Origin of the sequence: Paenarthrobacter sp. A20, assembly GCF_024168825.1 — a bacterium.
Classification (GTDB): Bacteria; Actinomycetota; Actinomycetes; order Actinomycetales; family Micrococcaceae; genus Arthrobacter.
Genome location: NZ_JALJWH010000001.1, coordinates 403,017 through 420,423 on the forward strand (window position 1 = coordinate 403,017; position 17,407 = coordinate 420,423).

A 17,407-nucleotide genomic window follows, 5' to 3' on the forward strand; every position below is an offset into this window, starting at 1 on the left:
CCCGGGCCATCCCTGTCAATCTGATTTAGTCCATGCCACGCAGGTCCAGCACCAGCTCGGACTCACCGTCCGCTTGCAGGACCACCGGAATGCCCCAATCCTGCTGGTAGAGGTGGCAGGCTGCATGGTCCGGGATTTCGCCGTCTTCAGTCTCAGGTCCATCGCATGCGGCCGCGCGGGCGGTGATGTGCAGGATTCCCTCGGGCACATCAGCGGACAGCTCCAGGGTGCGCAGCAGCCCCACAGACGTTCCGCCTCCGGAGACCAGCAGTTCCGGCGGGGTGGAGGAGATCTTCAACTGCGTGGGGTCGCCCCAGCGGTCATCCAGCTTCTGGCCGGTCGGCGCCTTGAAACGGACGGCGAGTTCCAACGCGCCGGGGGTCACCGGACTCTTGGGGCGGTGCGTCTGCGACGCACCTTCATCCACTTGCTGGGCTTCTTTGGGAATCGGTACCAGGACCAGCTGGTGCTTGTTCGACTCCACCACTACAAGCAGCGGCTCGCTGCCTTCAACCTGGACCACGACGACGTCACTCGGCTCCGCGAGGCCCCTCGCCAACGTGGACACGGACTTGGTGGCGGGGTCGTACCGGCGAACGGCACCGTTGTAGGTGTCGGCGATGGCTACGGAACCATCCGGCAGGACAGTAACGCCGAGTGGGTGCTGCAGGCGGGCTTCAGCGGCGTCGCCGTCACGGAACCCGAAATCGAACAGGCCCTTGCCCACGGCGGTTTCGACGGTCACGCCGGAATCGGTGACCACCAGGCGACGCAGCGACGATGTCTCCGAGTCAGCGACCCAGATGTTGCCGTCGGCGTCGATTGCCAACCCTGAGGACTGGGCGAACCAGGCTTCCTCGGCTTTGCCGTCCAACAAGCCTTCAAGCCCGGAACCGGCCAGGATGGAGACCTCATTGCTGAGGGGGTCAAAGGCGAAGATCTGGTGGGTACCAGCCATGGCGATGACAACACGCTGCAGCTTCCCGCTCCACACAACATCCCACGGCGAGGACAAGGACACCCCGGTGCCGAGGCCAAGCGCCCCAACATCGATCGCGTCGGCGGCGAAGTCAGCCGGACCGGCGTCGTGGTGTTCAGACCACGTACCGGCGCCGGTGTCCGTCACGCGGGCTGGACCGGCGTCGAGCAGTCGCTGCACGCCATTGCCCGCAACCGTCTGCACATAACCCGAGCTCAGCGTCACACCGCGGAGTCGGTGGTTGACGGTGTCGGCTACAACAGCGTCGTAGCCAAGCTTCCACGCCAGCTCCGAGGGGAGCAGCGCGACGCCCTGCGGTTCGTTGAACTGTGCGATCTCGGCTTGCCCGTCCAAGTACCCCTTGGTGCCGGAGCCGATGACGCGCTCTACGGTTTCAAGGTCGGGGCGGAGTTCCACGAGCCTGTGGTGGCCGGAGTCCACTACAAGGTAATTGCCGTTGGCCAGCTGCGTGGCTTTACCCGGGAACCGCAAAGTGCCCGACGTCGGCACGGGAGCCACGTACGGGCCGTTACCGCGGTGGAGGGTTCCCTTGGCCTCATGCTCGGCAACGAGTTCTTCCAGCAGGACAGCTAGGCCGTCGGCATGGCCCTCGCCCGAAAGGTGGGCCACGATGTAGCCCTCGGGGTCGACGACCACCAGGGTGGGCCAGGCACGGGCCGTGTACGCCTTCCAGGTGGCCAGCTCCGGGTCGTCCAGGACCGGGTGATGGATTTCGTAGCGCTCAACGGCGGATGCCAGGGCGACGGGATCTGCCTCGTGCTCAAACTTGGGCGAGTGCACGCCGACCGTCACCAGGACGTCCGAGTACTTTTCCTCGAGCGGGCGCAACTCGTCCAGGACGTGCAGGCAGTTGATGCAGCAGAAGGTCCAGAAGTCGAGCAGCACGATCTTGCCCCGCAAGGACTCGAGGTCCAAGGATTTGCCGCCCGTGTTGAGCCAGCCGCGGCCCTCCAGTTCGGAGGCCCGGACCCGGAGTTGGGTGCGTACGGTTTCGCTCATCAGCGTCCTTCCAGCTTGGTATTTGTTTCAGTCTGCCCGGCAGGGTCTGTGGTGGGGCGTTCGGCGTTGGTGCGTTCGGCCTGGGCCGTCCTGGATGGCTGGGCAGTGCGGTTCGCCATCTTGGCGTCGCGGTCGGCGAGCCGGGCAAACATATCGTTGTAAGCGCTGAGGTCGGCGTCGTTATTCCTGTCAGCGGCACGATCAACGCGGCGGGTTTCCCGCTCGTCCGACCTGGACCACATCACGGCCACCCCGATCGCCACCAGCAGCGTGGGAACCTCGCCGATCCCCCATGCCACGGCGCCGCCCAATTGCTGGTCTCCAATCGCCGACGGCCCCCAGGCCCGGCCCAGGTTCCCGAAGTAGTCAGCAGCGAGCAGCCCGGTTCCACCCATGATGGCGACGCCGAAGAAGGCATGGAAGCCCATGGTGGCCAGCAGCAGGAGCAGGCGCATCGGGTACGGAGCACGGCGCGGCAGAGGATCGCTTCCGATCATGCTCAGCACGAAGATGTAGCCCGTCAGGAGGAAGTGGACGTTCATGAGCTCGTGGCCCACGTGCTCGCGCATTGCCAGGCCGAAGAGGTCAGAGTAGTAGAAGAGAACGATCGATCCCGCGAAATTCGCTGCGGCGAACAGCGGGTGCGTCACGATCTGCGAGAACCTCGAGTGCACGAACAGCAGCAACCATTCGCGGAGGCCCCGTGAGCCGTGGGCGCCTTCGCCCCTGGACGGCAGAGCCCGCAGCGCCAGCGTCACGGGTGCGCCCAGGACCAGGAAGATCGGTGCCACCATGGTCAGTGCCATGTGGTCCACCATGTGCGCAGAGAACAGCACACGGCCGTACACAGCGGGCGGGCCCGAGGTGATGTACGTCAGCACCACCAGGCCGATCAGCCAGTTTACGGCCCGGAACCATGACCATTTGTCTCCACGCTTGCGGACCTTGATGATGCCCATGATGTAGGTAACCGCGCCGAACAACGCCACTCCCACCCACAGCCAGTCAAAGCGCCATTCGGTCAGCCAGCGTTCCGGAGTGAGCTCCGGTGGGAGCTCGTAGCCGGAGAGGATGAACGACGGCGATGCATCAGGTGCGTAAGTGGTGGGCTGCGGCGGAGCCGAGCGTCCGAGCGCCACGGCAAGTCCCGACGTCGCGCCCATGACCAGCAGCTCAACCAGAACCAGCTGCCACAGCACGCGGCGGGCAGACATGGAACCGTTTTTGCCAAGCTGCGGGATGACCCACTGCCGATGCATGAAGCCGATGCCACCCAGCACCAGCGTGGCCAGCGACTTCGCGACGATGAGCTGACCATACGGGGAGCCGAACAGGTCGGCAGGGTTGGTCACCCGGATGGCGGCGTTGATAACACCCGAGGCAAACACCAGGACAAAGGCGAAGCCGGCAAGGGACGAGAAACGCCGGAGGGTTTGCTCAGTGATGTCAGGGGTTCCTTTACTCCGGGACCCCGTAAGGATGCCGGAGAGGACCGCGAGCATGATGATTCCACCCACCCATGTGGAGACCCCCACCAAGTGGAGTCCCAAGGAGTTGATTGCACCTTCGTGGTCGCTTGAGCTTGAAGAGTGCCCGATCAACGCTGTGGGAACAAGGCCAATCAATGCCAGCAGGAGAGTGAAGGCAAGACCGGTCAGGGATCGGACGCCGAACAGGGCCGTAGTCACCACCGCGGCGATGATGGTAACGGCGAGCCAGGCCTTGCCGGTCTCGATGTCCGTCATGAAGTACACCAGCGAACGGGTGAACTCGGCGTCGCCGGAGAGCCCCTGTCCCGCGACGTCTGCGTAGGTGAGGACGAGGACGGCCACAGCGGATAGGGTCCACGCCGCACCCGCTGCGGCGGCAACGGCGAGGGCCCGGGCGAAGGCGGGATGTTCGGGTGCGTCGAGGTCCTTCTCGCGGGAACGCGACCCACCGAGGTTCTTGGGCAGGATGCCGACGGCGAAGATCAAGCCGCCCACCACCGTGGCCACCGAGACGTTGTGGATGGCCTTGGCGAACGGAAGGCCCCACCGGACCAAGGCGCCTGGGTCCGAAACCTGTCGGGCTGCGGAAGCACCGGAGAAAATGAGTGCCGCTGCCAGCGCGAGGAACAGCGCCGCCAGGCCAGCTAGTTGCCAAGGCAGGGAAATCCCCGCGACTGTAGTGCCTCCCCGCGCTCCCGGCTTGGGAACAGGCGAAGGGGCAGTTGCGGAACTTCTTGCTGATGGCACTTATCCATTGTCCGCTACCTGTCGCCGGGCTGCGAATCGGGACGGCGCTATGTGGATTAACCCAAAGCAAAAGGGACGGCAACCATCAGGTTGCCGTCCCTTCAAGGCATTCGCCGAAGAGTTATTACTTCTTCTTGGCGACAGCAGCCTTCAGCTTGGAGCCAGCGGTCAGCTTGACGCTGTGGCCGGCTGCGATCTGGATGGTTTCGCCGGTCTGCGGGTTACGGCCGGTGCGGGCTGCACGGTCGGTGCGCTCAACTGCGAGCCAGCCCGGGATGGTGATCTTTTCGCCGGCGGCGACAGAAGTCTCGAAAACTTCGAACAGTGCATCGAGCACGGAGTTGACTGCTGCCTGGCTGGTGCCAGCCTTGCCTGCTACCTCTGCAACGAGTTCACTACGGTTCTTAGCCATTTACGTCCTCCTGGACTCATACGTTTTTGAGCTTTCAAGCGGAATGCGAGCAAGCCACTGTTCGAAAACTTACCAGCTTGGACTGGCATGGCCAGCAAATTCCGCGTGTTTCCGCGCCTTTTTGACCAAAATCACCGGATTTTCGGGGTTTTTTGGGGTGCTTTACGCCCTTGGCGTACCCTTCGGCGGTGATCCCGACCTGCGGCCGGGCCCGGGTGGGAACAGAATCCGCAGGACAGTATGTGTGCCTGCCACTCTTTCGGGGACCATTCTTACGGAGCCGCAGTTCATTCCGCCGACCCAACCGGCACACGTTGCGACAATTGCGTAGAGGGTCAGCGGGGTGATACTTTTCCGGTGATCGTGAACTTTTGGCAGGAGGTGAGACCCATGAACGCAGTATCCACAGTGGGCGCTCCCCTGCAGTCCACGATCTCGCGACTGACCTAGTCGCCATTGGGAGCGCCCGTCACGCACTTCGCGAAAGGCGACTCCCATGAACTCATCATCTTCTTCACCTCTGCACAGCACACCGACGACGGTCACTGAGGGGCCGGGCTCAGACGAGCCTTCGCCTGGAGTCGACGCTTCCACCCGGCTCCACCCCACGGGGCAGCGGGCATTGGTCCTCGGCGGCGGCGGTTCCACAGGCAACGCATGGCTGATCGGCGTGATCGCAGGACTGTTCGACGCCGGGCTGGATGCAACCACGGCCGACCTCACCATAGGAACATCAGCTGGCGCGACGGCCGCCGCCCAGCTGGCCGGTGCGACGCCGGCGGAACTATTTGCTGCCGCCCTTGCACCTGTCCCGCAGCGGGCCGGAGCTCCAGCTGTCACCAACCCACGGAATCCGGCCAAGCCCGTGGTGGACCACTTGGACAGAACGGCCAGGATCATCGATGCTTCCGAGGATATGCCTGATATGCGCCGCAGAATGGGAGCGGCGGCTATCGACATGGCTGAGGCGATGGACGGTGCCAGTGCCCGGTGGCGGGCCACCGTCGCAACCCGGCTGCCCCAACAGTCGTGGCCGGAACGAGCAGTGCTTCTCACCGCAGTTGACGCCCAAACAGGTGAACCGGTGGTATTCGACCGTCACAGCGGCGTGGAGTTGGTGGACGCCGTGGCCGCCAGCTGTGCCAGTGGCTTCGCTTACAGCATTGGCAATGGCCGCTACATCGATGGTGGATACCGAACCAACGCTGAGAATGCCGACCTGGCCGCCGGGCACGCACGGGTGCTGGTGCTGTCACCCTTTGGTGGCCAAACACGGACACCTACAAAATGGCATATGCACCTCGCAGCCCAGATAGACACTCTAAGGGGCAACGGCAGCCGCGTGGAAACGGTGTTCCCGGAAGGGGAGTCGGAGCACATGTTCGGCATCAATGCCATGGATCTGTCCCTGCGACCGGCCGCAGCCCGAGCCGGGTTCGACCAAGGCAGAGCCCTCGCCGGTCAGCTGCGCGAGTTCTGGCAATAACGGCACCAAGGCGGCCGTGGTGGGTGGTTAAATGTGAAGAGCCCCGACCGTCGTGGTCGGGGCTCTTCTTAATGGTTGTCCGGCGGTGTCCTACTCTCCCACACCCTCCCGGGTGCAGTACCATCGGCGCTGTGGGTCTTAGCTTCCGGGTTCGGAATGGGACCGGGCGTTTCCCCCACGCTATGACCGCCGTAACTTTGTTACCCGTCCGCGCCCCGGTGGTGGGGTGGGTGGGAAGCGTGGTTACAACTGTGGTGTTGTTATTTTGTTGTGTTTTTGTTCCTGGAACAAGCGGGTTGTTGTTCGGGAACCACATAGTGGACGCGTGCAGTGTGTTGTGTGGTGTAAGTTGTTGGCCTATTAGTACCGGTCAGCTTCACGAGTCTTTAGTCCTCGCTTCCACATCCGGCCTATCAACCCAGTGGTCTGGCTGGGGGCCTCTCACACATAAATGTGTATGGAAATCTCATCTTGAAGCGAGCTTCCCGCTTAGATGCTTTCAGCGGTTATCCCATCCGAACGTAGCTAATCAGCGATGCACTTGGCAGTACAACTGACACACCAGAGGTTCGTCCGTCCCGGTCCTCTCGTACTAAGGACAGCCCTTCTCAAATTTCCTGCGCGCGCAGCGGATAGGGACCGAACTGTCTCACGACGTTCTAAACCCAGCTCGCGTACCGCTTTAATGGGCGAACAGCCCAACCCTTGGGACCTACTCCAGCCCCAGGATGCGACGAGCCGACATCGAGGTGCCAAACCATGCCGTCGATATGGACTCTTGGGCAAGATCAGCCTGTTATCCCCGAGGTACCTTTTATCCGTTGAGCGACGGCCATTCCACAATGTACCGCCGGATCACTAGTCCCGACTTTCGTCCCTGCTTGAGATGTCTCTCTCACAGTCAAGCTCCCTTGTGCACTTACACTCGACACCTGATTGCCAACCAGGCTGAGGGAACCTTTGGGCGCCTCCGTTACTTTTTAGGAGGCAACCGCCCCAGTTAAACTACCCATCAGGCACTGTCCCTGACCCGGATCACGGGCCGAAGTTAGATGTCCAAAGTGACCAGAGTGGTATTTCAACGATGACTCCACCCGAACTGGCGTCCAGGTTTCAACGTCTCCCACCTATCCTACACAAGCCACTCCGAACACCAATACCAAACTATAGTAAAGGTCTCGGGGTCTTTCCGTCCTGCTGCGCGTAACGAGCATCTTTACTCGTACTGCAATTTCGCCGAGTTTATGGTTGAGACAGCGGGGAAGTCGTTACTCCATTCGTGCAGGTCGGAACTTACCCGACAAGGAATTTCGCTACCTTAGGATGGTTATAGTTACCACCGCCGTTTACTGGGGCTTAAATTCTCAGCTTCGCCACAAGTGGCTAACCGGTCCTCTTAACCTTCCAGCACCGGGCAGGAGTCAGTCCGTATACATCGTCTTGCGACTTCGCACGGACCTGTGTTTTTAGTAAACAGTCGCTTCCCCCTGGTCTCTGCGGCCCACACCCGCTCACGGAGAGCAAGTCTCCATCACGGGGCAGGCCCCCCTTCTCCCGAAGTTACGGGGGCATTTTGCCGAGTTCCTTAACCATAATTCTCTCGATCGCCTTGGTATTCTCTACCTGATCACCTGTGTCGGTTTGGGGTACGGGCGGCTAAAACCTCGCGTCGATGCTTTTCTTGGCAGCATAGGATCACCGGATCCCCCCAAACGGGAGTCCCATCAGATCTCAGGATTGTGCTCGAAACACACAGGAACGGATTTGCCTATCCCTGACCCTACATCCTTAGACCGGGGCAACCATCGCCCGGCCCGGCTACCTTCCTGCGTCACACCTGTTAATACGCTTACCTCCCGGGATCAGGTCCCGCGCTCGGCCAAAACCCACAACACCACAAGGGTGAGCGGGCAGGCTCCGGGCGGTTAGTATCCCCCGCTTGGCATGGGCGGTTTTTCGCCGGTACGGGAATATCAACCCGTTGTCCATCGACTACGCCTGTCGGCCTCGCCTTAGGTCCCGACTTACCCAGGGCAGATTAGCTTGACCCTGGAACCCTTGATCATTCGGCGGACGGGTTTCTCACCCGTCTTTCGCTACTCATGCCTGCATTCTCACTCGTGTAGGCTCCACCGCTGGTTTCCACCGCGACTTCACTGCCCACACGACGCTCCCCTACCACTCCACACCCCTGAACCACGAAGGCTAGGGCAATGTGTGAAATCCACAACTTCGGCGGTGTACTTGAGCCCCGCTACATTGTCGGCGCGGAATCACTTGACCAGTGAGCTATTACGCACTCTTTCAAGGATGGCTGCTTCTAAGCCAACCTCCTGGTTGTCTTCGCAACTCCACATCCTTTCCCACTTAGCACACGCTTAGGGGCCTTAGTTGGTGGTCTGGGCTGTTTCCCTCTCGACTATGAAGCTTATCCCCCACAGTCTCACTGCTGCGCTCTCACTTACCGGCATTCGGAGTTTGGCTGACGTCAGTAACCTTGTAGGGCCCATCGGCCATCCAGTAGCTCTACCTCCGGCAAGAAACACGCAACGCTGCACCTAAATGCATTTCGGGGAGAACCAGCTATCACGGAGTTTGATTGGCCTTTCACCCCTACCCACAGCTCATCCCCTCCATTTTCAACTGAAGTGGGTTCGGTCCTCCACGACGTCTTACCGTCGCTTCAACCTGGCCATGGGTAGATCACTCCGCTTCGGGTCTAGATCACGCCACTACACTCGCCCTATTCAGACTCGCTTTCGCTACGGCTACCCCACACGGGTTAACCTCGCGACGTAACACTAACTCGCAGGCTCATTCTTCAAAAGGCACGCCGTCACCAGAATCAGACTGGCTCCGACGGATTGTAAGCACACGGTTTCAGGTACTGTTTCACTCCCCTCCCGGGGTACTTTTCACCTTTCCCTCACGGTACTGGTCCGCTATCGGTCATTAGGAAGTATTTAGGCTTATCAGGTGGTCCTGACAGATTCGCACGGGATTTCTCGGGCCCCGTGCTACTTGGGATCCTCTCCAGGCGGCACACAACATTACGGTTACGGGGCTCACACCCTCTCTGGCCGGCCTTTCAAGACCGTTCACCTATGCTCATGCTCTCACCCCATTGGTCCGGCAGAACCAAAACGGAAAGTCCCACAACCCCGCCCATGCAACGCCCGCCGGCTATCACACATGGAACGGTTTAGCCTCATCCGCGTTCGCTCGCCACTACTAACGGAATCACTCTTGTTTTCTCTTCCTGCGGGTACTGAGATGTTTCACTTCCCCGCGTTCCCCCCACGCACCCTATGTGTTCAGATGCGGGTCACACAATCACCATGACAGCGTTGTGCGGGGTTTCCCCATTCGGACATCCTGGGATCAACGCTCGGTTATCAACTCCCCCAGGCTTATCGCAGATTCCTACGTCCTTCTTCGGCTCCTAATGCCAAGGCATCCACCGTGTGCCCTTAAAAACTTGACCACACAAAGATCAAAAACTTACTCGAGAGAACCACGACCACAAGGGCCAGGTTCATTCATAAGAAATTGCTGTAAGAACACACACACCAACCCCCAAAAGGATCAGCCACGTGCGTGCTCTAGATGCTCGCGTCCACTATGTAGTTCTCAAACAACAACCCCATCAACCAGACCACCACCCACCACAACCCACACAGGGCTGAAAACAGTGACCAGCAGTACCGGAAGCAGGAACAAAAGAAACACCAGAAGTGCCCCCCTGCATTGCTGCAAAAAGGTCCTGTTGCCTCAGGACCCAACAGTGCGCCAAACACAACCCCCACAAACCGCACGCCCCGGCCACGTTCCAAACAACACCACACCCCAAAGAGGCACAGGTCGCCGTACTGGCACCAGGACACAACCGGTAAAGGCCATGCCAAACAAGTTTGATTCGTTGATATTCCACCCATGAGCACCCACCCCAGAACAGACGCCTGCGCAATGGGCAACACTGACAACCACCACCACACCCATGCAGGCGCAGCAACCAGTTGCTAGCAGCTCCTTAGAAAGGAGGTGATCCAGCCGCACCTTCCGGTACGGCTACCTTGTTACGACTTAGTCCCAATCGCCGGTCCCACCTTCGACGGCTCCCCCCACAAGGGTTAGGCCACCGGCTTCGGGTGTTACCAACTTTCGTGACTTGACGGGCGGTGTGTACAAGGCCCGGGAACGTATTCACCGCAGCGTTGCTGATCTGCGATTACTAGCGACTCCGACTTCATGGGGTCGAGTTGCAGACCCCAATCCGAACTGAGACCGGCTTTTTGGGATTAGCTCCACCTCACAGTATCGCAACCCTTTGTACCGGCCATTGTAGCATGCGTGAAGCCCAAGACATAAGGGGCATGATGATTTGACGTCGTCCCCACCTTCCTCCGAGTTGACCCCGGCAGTCTCCTATGAGTCCCCGCCATAACGCGCTGGCAACATAGAACGAGGGTTGCGCTCGTTGCGGGACTTAACCCAACATCTCACGACACGAGCTGACGACAACCATGCACCACCTGTAAACCGACCGCAAGCGGGGCACCTGTTTCCAGGTATTACCGGTTCATGTCAAGCCTTGGTAAGGTTCTTCGCGTTGCATCGAATTAATCCGCATGCTCCGCCGCTTGTGCGGGCCCCCGTCAATTCCTTTGAGTTTTAGCCTTGCGGCCGTACTCCCCAGGCGGGGCACTTAATGCGTTAGCTACGGCGCGGAAAACGTGGAATGTCCCCCACACCTAGTGCCCAACGTTTACGGCATGGACTACCAGGGTATCTAATCCTGTTCGCTCCCCATGCTTTCGCTCCTCAGCGTCAGTTAATGCCCAGAGACCTGCCTTCGCCATCGGTGTTCCTCCTGATATCTGCGCATTTCACCGCTACACCAGGAATTCCAGTCTCCCCTACATCACTCTAGTCTGCCCGTACCCACTGCAGAACCGGAGTTGAGCCCCGGTCTTTCACAGCAGACGCGACAAACCGCCTACGAGCTCTTTACGCCCAATAATTCCGGATAACGCTTGCGCCCTACGTATTACCGCGGCTGCTGGCACGTAGTTAGCCGGCGCTTCTTCTGCAGGTACCGTCACTTTCGCTTCTTCCCTACTGAAAGAGGTTTACAACCCGAAGGCCGTCATCCCTCACGCGGCGTCGCTGCATCAGGCTTGCGCCCATTGTGCAATATTCCCCACTGCTGCCTCCCGTAGGAGTCTGGGCCGTGTCTCAGTCCCAGTGTGGCCGGTCACCCTCTCAGGCCGGCTACCCGTCGTCGCCTTGGTAGGCCATTACCCCACCAACAAGCTGATAGGCCGCGAGTCCATCCAAAACCACAAAAGCTTTCCACCCCCCACCATGCGATGAGGAGTCATATCCGGTATTAGACCCAGTTTCCCAGGCTTATCCCAGAGTCAAGGGCAGGTTACTCACGTGTTACTCACCCGTTCGCCACTAATCCCCCAGCAAGCTGGGATCATCGTTCGACTTGCATGTGTTAAGCACGCCGCCAGCGTTCATCCTGAGCCAGGATCAAACTCTCCGTTGAAGTAAAACAAATCAAACAGACACAACCACACCCACCGGAAATAACGGTAGAACGCGGCTGCACAAAATTCGAAACCAGCTGAAAACCAGCCCACCACACACGGGGGTGCATGACAGAACTGGCATAAATTTCAACCAATCAATAAAACAATCGGTATCAACAAACTTGGCACACTATTGAGTTCTCAAACAACAGACCCCCCAAAACATCACCCCGCAGCACACCACAAAAGCAGCACACCAACAAAGGCCATTGGAAAAGAAGAGTTATTTTTGGCCGCCTACCGAACCGTACACACCTTCCGGCTTTCCGTTTCGCACCCGGCGACTCAGAAAACAATACACGCCCCCAACCCCCAACGCAAATCCACCCCAAACCCCCACCCCACACCACCCAAACCCCACCCCAAAACCAAGCGACAGCACGCCGTCGAGCGCCACGAACAGCGGCGCCCCAATCCAGGCAGGACCGAACGTCACCTGCGGGAGTCCGGCATCCCGAAATGCCGATGCAACCCGTCGTCGAGGAACCGCAGGATCGACGAGATCCTGTGCCCTTCCGGGGTCGGTTCAATGACCAGCAGCCCCCGGGGCCGGCCTTCGAGGTAGCAGACGAACCCCGGCCTCCCACCAGCGGTGACAGCCTTCAGCACATAGTGGCCTCCCGGCCGGCCGGCCGCACTAGCGCGCAGGAAACTGCCTACGGCATTCCGACCTGCGTAGCGTTCGCTGGCCGGAGGCATGGCCAACCAGCATTGGTCGGTAAGGAGTTCCAGGACTGCATCGACGTCATCCCGGGAGAAGGCGTCAGCGAACTTACGGGCAAGATCGGAGTGGTCCGCGCCCGGCACCGGCGGCACTGTCGCGGGTCTGGCAGAGCGGGCGCGCTGGAGGAGTCCCTTGGCCGCCGTCGGACCTATCGAGAGCATCTGCGCAGCTTCACTGACGGTGAAGTCCAATACGTCACAAAGCATCAGCACCGCGGCTTGGCGCGGCGGCATCCGCTGGAGGGCAACCACAAGGGCGAGCTCGATGCTTTCGCGGGCAATAGCTTGTAAAGCAGGGTCCAGCTCGTTGACCAGCTGGTCCGGGTAGGGCTGTAAATGCGGTTGGTCGAATCGGTCAGTCGGAACCGGTGGCGTGAACGGGGGAACGGGACGAGGACGGCGGCTTTGGTCACGTCGTGCATTGAGCGAACGAGTCGTGGCGATCCGATAGAGCCACGTCCGCAAAGATGACCGCCCGGAAAATCCAGGCAAGCCTTTCCATGCGGCAAGTAAGACCTCCTGCATCACATCGTCTGCGTCGTCAACTGATCCTGTGATCCTGTAGCAGTGCAGATGAAGCTCCCGGCGAAAGGGCGCGACGAGCGACGCAAATGCCTCTTCATCACCGGCCCTGGCGGCCTTCAACCCCGTGGACGTCACGGTTCAATCTTGGCACGCGCCCATCCGGGCGTTCCGATTCTCTTCGTTGTGGTGTCTACATAGACATAACCATCTACGAGAGGAACAGACCATGACTGGGAAAGAGGCCGGCGCAGTGGAGATCGGCGTGGCATACCACCGTGCGTGGACCAACGGCGACCTGGATTCAGCGGCAGAGCACCTGGCCGAAAGCGTTACCTGCCATGCGCCTTCGGGCACCTTCAATGGCAGGGCAGCTGTCCGGGCGTTCATGGAACCATTCGCTGCGTCGCTTACAAGTTCAAGGCTCCTGGCCGTCCACGGCCAGGACAACGAAGCAATCCTTATGTACGACACCGCCAGTAGGGCAGTGCAGAGCGCCCCCGGTGCGGAGCTGTACCGCGTTCAGGATGGTCAGATCGTGGAAATCCACATTATCTTCGATCGCCTGCCGTTCGCCTTGGCACGTGGCGACGTCCGTTAGGGCGTGACGGCGATGACCATCCGGCAAAGGCTCCACAGCCAGGTCTCGAGTGGACTCGGTCGGCCGTGGTGTGTGGGTGGTTAAATGTGAAGAGCCCCGACCGTCGTGGTCGGGGCTCTTCTTAATGGTTGTCCGGCGGTGTCCTACTCTCCCACACCCTCCCGGGTGCAGTACCATCGGCGCTGTGGGTCTTAGCTTCCGGGTTCGGAATGGGACCGGGCGTTTCCCCCACGCTATGACCGCCGTAACTTTGTTACCCGTCCGCGCCCCGGTGGTGGGGTGGGTGGGAAGCGTGGTTACAACTGTGGTGTTGTTATTTTGTTGTGTTTTTGTTCCTGGAACAAGCGGGTTGTTGTTCGGGAACCACATAGTGGACGCGTGCAGTGTGTTGTGTGGTGTAAGTTGTTGGCCTATTAGTACCGGTCAGCTTCACGAGTCTTTAGTCCTCGCTTCCACATCCGGCCTATCAACCCAGTGGTCTGGCTGGGGGCCTCTCACACATAAATGTGTATGGAAATCTCATCTTGAAGCGAGCTTCCCGCTTAGATGCTTTCAGCGGTTATCCCATCCGAACGTAGCTAATCAGCGATGCACTTGGCAGTACAACTGACACACCAGAGGTTCGTCCGTCCCGGTCCTCTCGTACTAAGGACAGCCCTTCTCAAATTTCCTGCGCGCGCAGCGGATAGGGACCGAACTGTCTCACGACGTTCTAAACCCAGCTCGCGTACCGCTTTAATGGGCGAACAGCCCAACCCTTGGGACCTACTCCAGCCCCAGGATGCGACGAGCCGACATCGAGGTGCCAAACCATGCCGTCGATATGGACTCTTGGGCAAGATCAGCCTGTTATCCCCGAGGTACCTTTTATCCGTTGAGCGACGGCCATTCCACAATGTACCGCCGGATCACTAGTCCCGACTTTCGTCCCTGCTTGAGATGTCTCTCTCACAGTCAAGCTCCCTTGTGCACTTACACTCGACACCTGATTGCCAACCAGGCTGAGGGAACCTTTGGGCGCCTCCGTTACTTTTTAGGAGGCAACCGCCCCAGTTAAACTACCCATCAGGCACTGTCCCTGACCCGGATCACGGGCCGAAGTTAGATGTCCAAAGTGACCAGAGTGGTATTTCAACGATGACTCCACCCGAACTGGCGTCCAGGTTTCAACGTCTCCCACCTATCCTACACAAGCCACTCCGAACACCAATACCAAACTATAGTAAAGGTCTCGGGGTCTTTCCGTCCTGCTGCGCGTAACGAGCATCTTTACTCGTACTGCAATTTCGCCGAGTTTATGGTTGAGACAGCGGGGAAGTCGTTACTCCATTCGTGCAGGTCGGAACTTACCCGACAAGGAATTTCGCTACCTTAGGATGGTTATAGTTACCACCGCCGTTTACTGGGGCTTAAATTCTCAGCTTCGCCACAAGTGGCTAACCGGTCCTCTTAACCTTCCAGCACCGGGCAGGAGTCAGTCCGTATACATCGTCTTGCGACTTCGCACGGACCTGTGTTTTTAGTAAACAGTCGCTTCCCCCTGGTCTCTGCGGCCCACACCCGCTCACGGAGAGCAAGTCTCCATCACGGGGCAGGCCCCCCTTCTCCCGAAGTTACGGGGGCATTTTGCCGAGTTCCTTAACCATAATTCTCTCGATCGCCTTGGTATTCTCTACCTGATCACCTGTGTCGGTTTGGGGTACGGGCGGCTAAAACCTCGCGTCGATGCTTTTCTTGGCAGCATAGGATCACCGGATCCCCCCAAACGGGAGTCCCATCAGATCTCAGGATTGTGCTCGAAACACACAGGAACGGATTTGCCTATCCCTGACCCTACATCCTTAGACCGGGGCAACCATCGCCCGGCCCGGCTACCTTCCTGCGTCACACCTGTTAATACGCTTACCTCCCGGGATCAGGTCCCGCGCTCGGCCAAAACCCACAACACCACAAGGGTGAGCGGGCAGGCTCCGGGCGGTTAGTATCCCCCGCTTGGCATGGGCGGTTTTTCGCCGGTACGGGAATATCAACCCGTTGTCCATCGACTACGCCTGTCGGCCTCGCCTTAGGTCCCGACTTACCCAGGGCAGATTAGCTTGACCCTGGAACCCTTGATCATTCGGCGGACGGGTTTCTCACCCGTCTTTCGCTACTCATGCCTGCATTCTCACTCGTGTAGGCTCCACCGCTGGTTTCCACCGCGACTTCACTGCCCACACGACGCTCCCCTACCACTCCACACCCCTGAACCACGAAGGCTAGGGCAATGTGTGAAATCCACAACTTCGGCGGTGTACTTGAGCCCCGCTACATTGTCGGCGCGGAATCACTTGACCAGTGAGCTATTACGCACTCTTTCAAGGATGGCTGCTTCTAAGCCAACCTCCTGGTTGTCTTCGCAACTCCACATCCTTTCCCACTTAGCACACGCTTAGGGGCCTTAGTTGGTGGTCTGGGCTGTTTCCCTCTCGACTATGAAGCTTATCCCCCACAGTCTCACTGCTGCGCTCTCACTTACCGGCATTCGGAGTTTGGCTGACGTCAGTAACCTTGTAGGGCCCATCGGCCATCCAGTAGCTCTACCTCCGGCAAGAAACACGCAACGCTGCACCTAAATGCATTTCGGGGAGAACCAGCTATCACGGAGTTTGATTGGCCTTTCACCCCTACCCACAGCTCATCCCCTCCATTTTCAACTGAAGTGGGTTCGGTCCTCCACGACGTCTTACCGTCGCTTCAACCTGGCCATGGGTAGATCACTCCGCTTCGGGTCTAGATCACGCCACTACACTCGCCCTATTCAGACTCGCTTTCGCTACGGCTACCCCACACGGGTTAACCTCGCGACGTAACACTAACTCGCAGGCTCATTCTTCAAAAGGCACGCCGTCACCAGAATCAGACTGGCTCCGACGGATTGTAAGCACACGGTTTCAGGTACTGTTTCACTCCCCTCCCGGGGTACTTTTCACCTTTCCCTCACGGTACTGGTCCGCTATCGGTCATTAGGAAGTATTTAGGCTTATCAGGTGGTCCTGACAGATTCGCACGGGATTTCTCGGGCCCCGTGCTACTTGGGATCCTCTCCAGGCGGCACACAACATTACGGTTACGGGGCTCACACCCTCTCTGGCCGGCCTTTCAAGACCGTTCACCTATGCTCATGCTCTCACCCCATTGGTCCGGCAGAACCAAAACGGAAAGTCCCACAACCCCGCCCATGCAACGCCCGCCGGCTATCACACATGGAACGGTTTAGCCTCATCCGCGTTCGCTCGCCACTACTAACGGAATCACTCTTGTTTTCTCTTCCTGCGGGTACTGAGATGTTTCACTTCCCCGCGTTCCCCCCACGCACCCTATGTGTTCAGATGCGGGTCACACAATCACCATGACAGCGTTGTGCGGGGTTTCCCCATTCGGACATCCTGGGATCAACGCTCGGTTATCAACTCCCCCAGGCTTATCGCAGATTCCTACGTCCTTCTTCGGCTCCTAATGCCAAGGCATCCACCGTGTGCCCTTAAAAACTTGACCACACAAAGATCAAAAACTTACTCGAGAGAACCACGACCACAAGGGCCAGGTTCATTCATAAGAAATTGCTGTAAGAACACACACACCAACCCCCAAAAGGATCAGCCACGTGCGTGCTCTAGATGCTCGCGTCCACTATGTAGTTCTCAAACAACAACCCCATCAACCAGACCACCACCCACCACAACCCACACAGGGCTGAAAACAGTGACCAGCAGTACCGGAAGCAGGAACAAAAGAAACACCAGAAGTGCCCCCCTGCATTGCTGCAAAAAGGTCCTGTTGCCTCAGGA

The 17,407-nt window shown here is 59.1% G+C and carries 6 protein-coding genes and 5 rRNA genes; 2 read left to right on the top strand and 9 right to left on the bottom strand.

The window, feature by feature from the left end; translation table 11 throughout:
• Positions 1-25: 25 nt before the first annotated feature.
• The 3 genes from J3D46_RS01915 to J3D46_RS01925 form a co-directional block, all read right to left on the bottom strand.
• Positions 26-1,999 carry an NHL domain-containing thioredoxin family protein gene (locus J3D46_RS01915; RefSeq protein WP_253464838.1) on the bottom strand — a complete coding sequence of 658 codons (1,974 nt, stop codon included), beginning with the start codon at positions 1,997-1,999 and terminating at the stop codon, positions 26-28.
• Positions 1,999-4,236: a cytochrome c oxidase assembly protein gene (locus J3D46_RS01920; protein WP_374110758.1), complete on the bottom strand. Its 2,238-nt coding sequence runs from the start codon at positions 4,234-4,236 to the stop codon at positions 1,999-2,001. The genes J3D46_RS01915 and J3D46_RS01920 overlap by 1 nt, the downstream gene beginning before the upstream one ends.
• Positions 4,237-4,360: 124 nt before the next feature.
• Positions 4,361-4,648 (bottom strand): HU family DNA-binding protein, encoded by a 288-nt coding sequence (locus J3D46_RS01925; RefSeq protein ID WP_011776355.1) that lies wholly within the window; start codon positions 4,646-4,648, stop codon positions 4,361-4,363.
• A 496-nt stretch (positions 4,649-5,144) separates the two neighbouring features.
• Between J3D46_RS01925 and J3D46_RS01930 the strand changes: the two genes are divergently transcribed.
• Positions 5,145-6,134: a patatin-like phospholipase family protein gene (locus J3D46_RS01930; protein ID WP_231338443.1), complete on the top strand. Its 990-nt coding sequence runs from the start codon at positions 5,145-5,147 to the stop codon at positions 6,132-6,134.
• A 77-nt stretch (positions 6,135-6,211) separates the two neighbouring features.
• Here the strand turns inward: J3D46_RS01930 and rrf (J3D46_RS01935) are convergent.
• From rrf (J3D46_RS01935) to J3D46_RS01950, 4 genes are all read right to left on the bottom strand, one after another.
• Positions 6,212-6,328, bottom strand: a 5S ribosomal RNA gene (rrf, locus tag J3D46_RS01935).
• Between the two features lie 145 nt (positions 6,329-6,473).
• Positions 6,474-9,618 (bottom strand): 23S ribosomal RNA (locus J3D46_RS01940).
• A gap of 550 nt (positions 9,619-10,168) precedes the next feature.
• Positions 10,169-11,688, bottom strand: a 16S ribosomal RNA gene (locus J3D46_RS01945).
• The 16S, 23S and 5S rRNA genes sit together here, the layout of an rRNA operon.
• A 475-nt stretch (positions 11,689-12,163) precedes the next feature.
• Positions 12,164-13,114: an RNA polymerase subunit sigma-70 gene (locus tag J3D46_RS01950; RefSeq protein WP_231343489.1), complete on the bottom strand. Its 951-nt coding sequence runs from the start codon at positions 13,112-13,114 to the stop codon at positions 12,164-12,166.
• Positions 13,115-13,205: 91 nt separating this feature from the next.
• Between J3D46_RS01950 and J3D46_RS01955 the strand changes: the two genes are divergently transcribed.
• On the top strand, positions 13,206-13,577 hold the full coding sequence (locus J3D46_RS01955; protein WP_231343488.1) for a nuclear transport factor 2 family protein: 372 nt from the start codon (positions 13,206-13,208) through the stop codon (positions 13,575-13,577).
• Between the two features lie 130 nt (positions 13,578-13,707).
• Here J3D46_RS01955 and rrf (J3D46_RS01960) read toward each other — a convergent pair.
• Both rrf (J3D46_RS01960) and J3D46_RS01965 read right to left on the bottom strand, forming a co-directional pair.
• Positions 13,708-13,824: ribosomal RNA gene (rrf, locus tag J3D46_RS01960) — 5S ribosomal RNA — on the bottom strand.
• A 145-nt stretch (positions 13,825-13,969) separates the two neighbouring features.
• Positions 13,970-17,114, bottom strand: a 23S ribosomal RNA gene (locus tag J3D46_RS01965).
• Between the last annotated feature and the right edge of the window lie 293 nt (positions 17,115-17,407).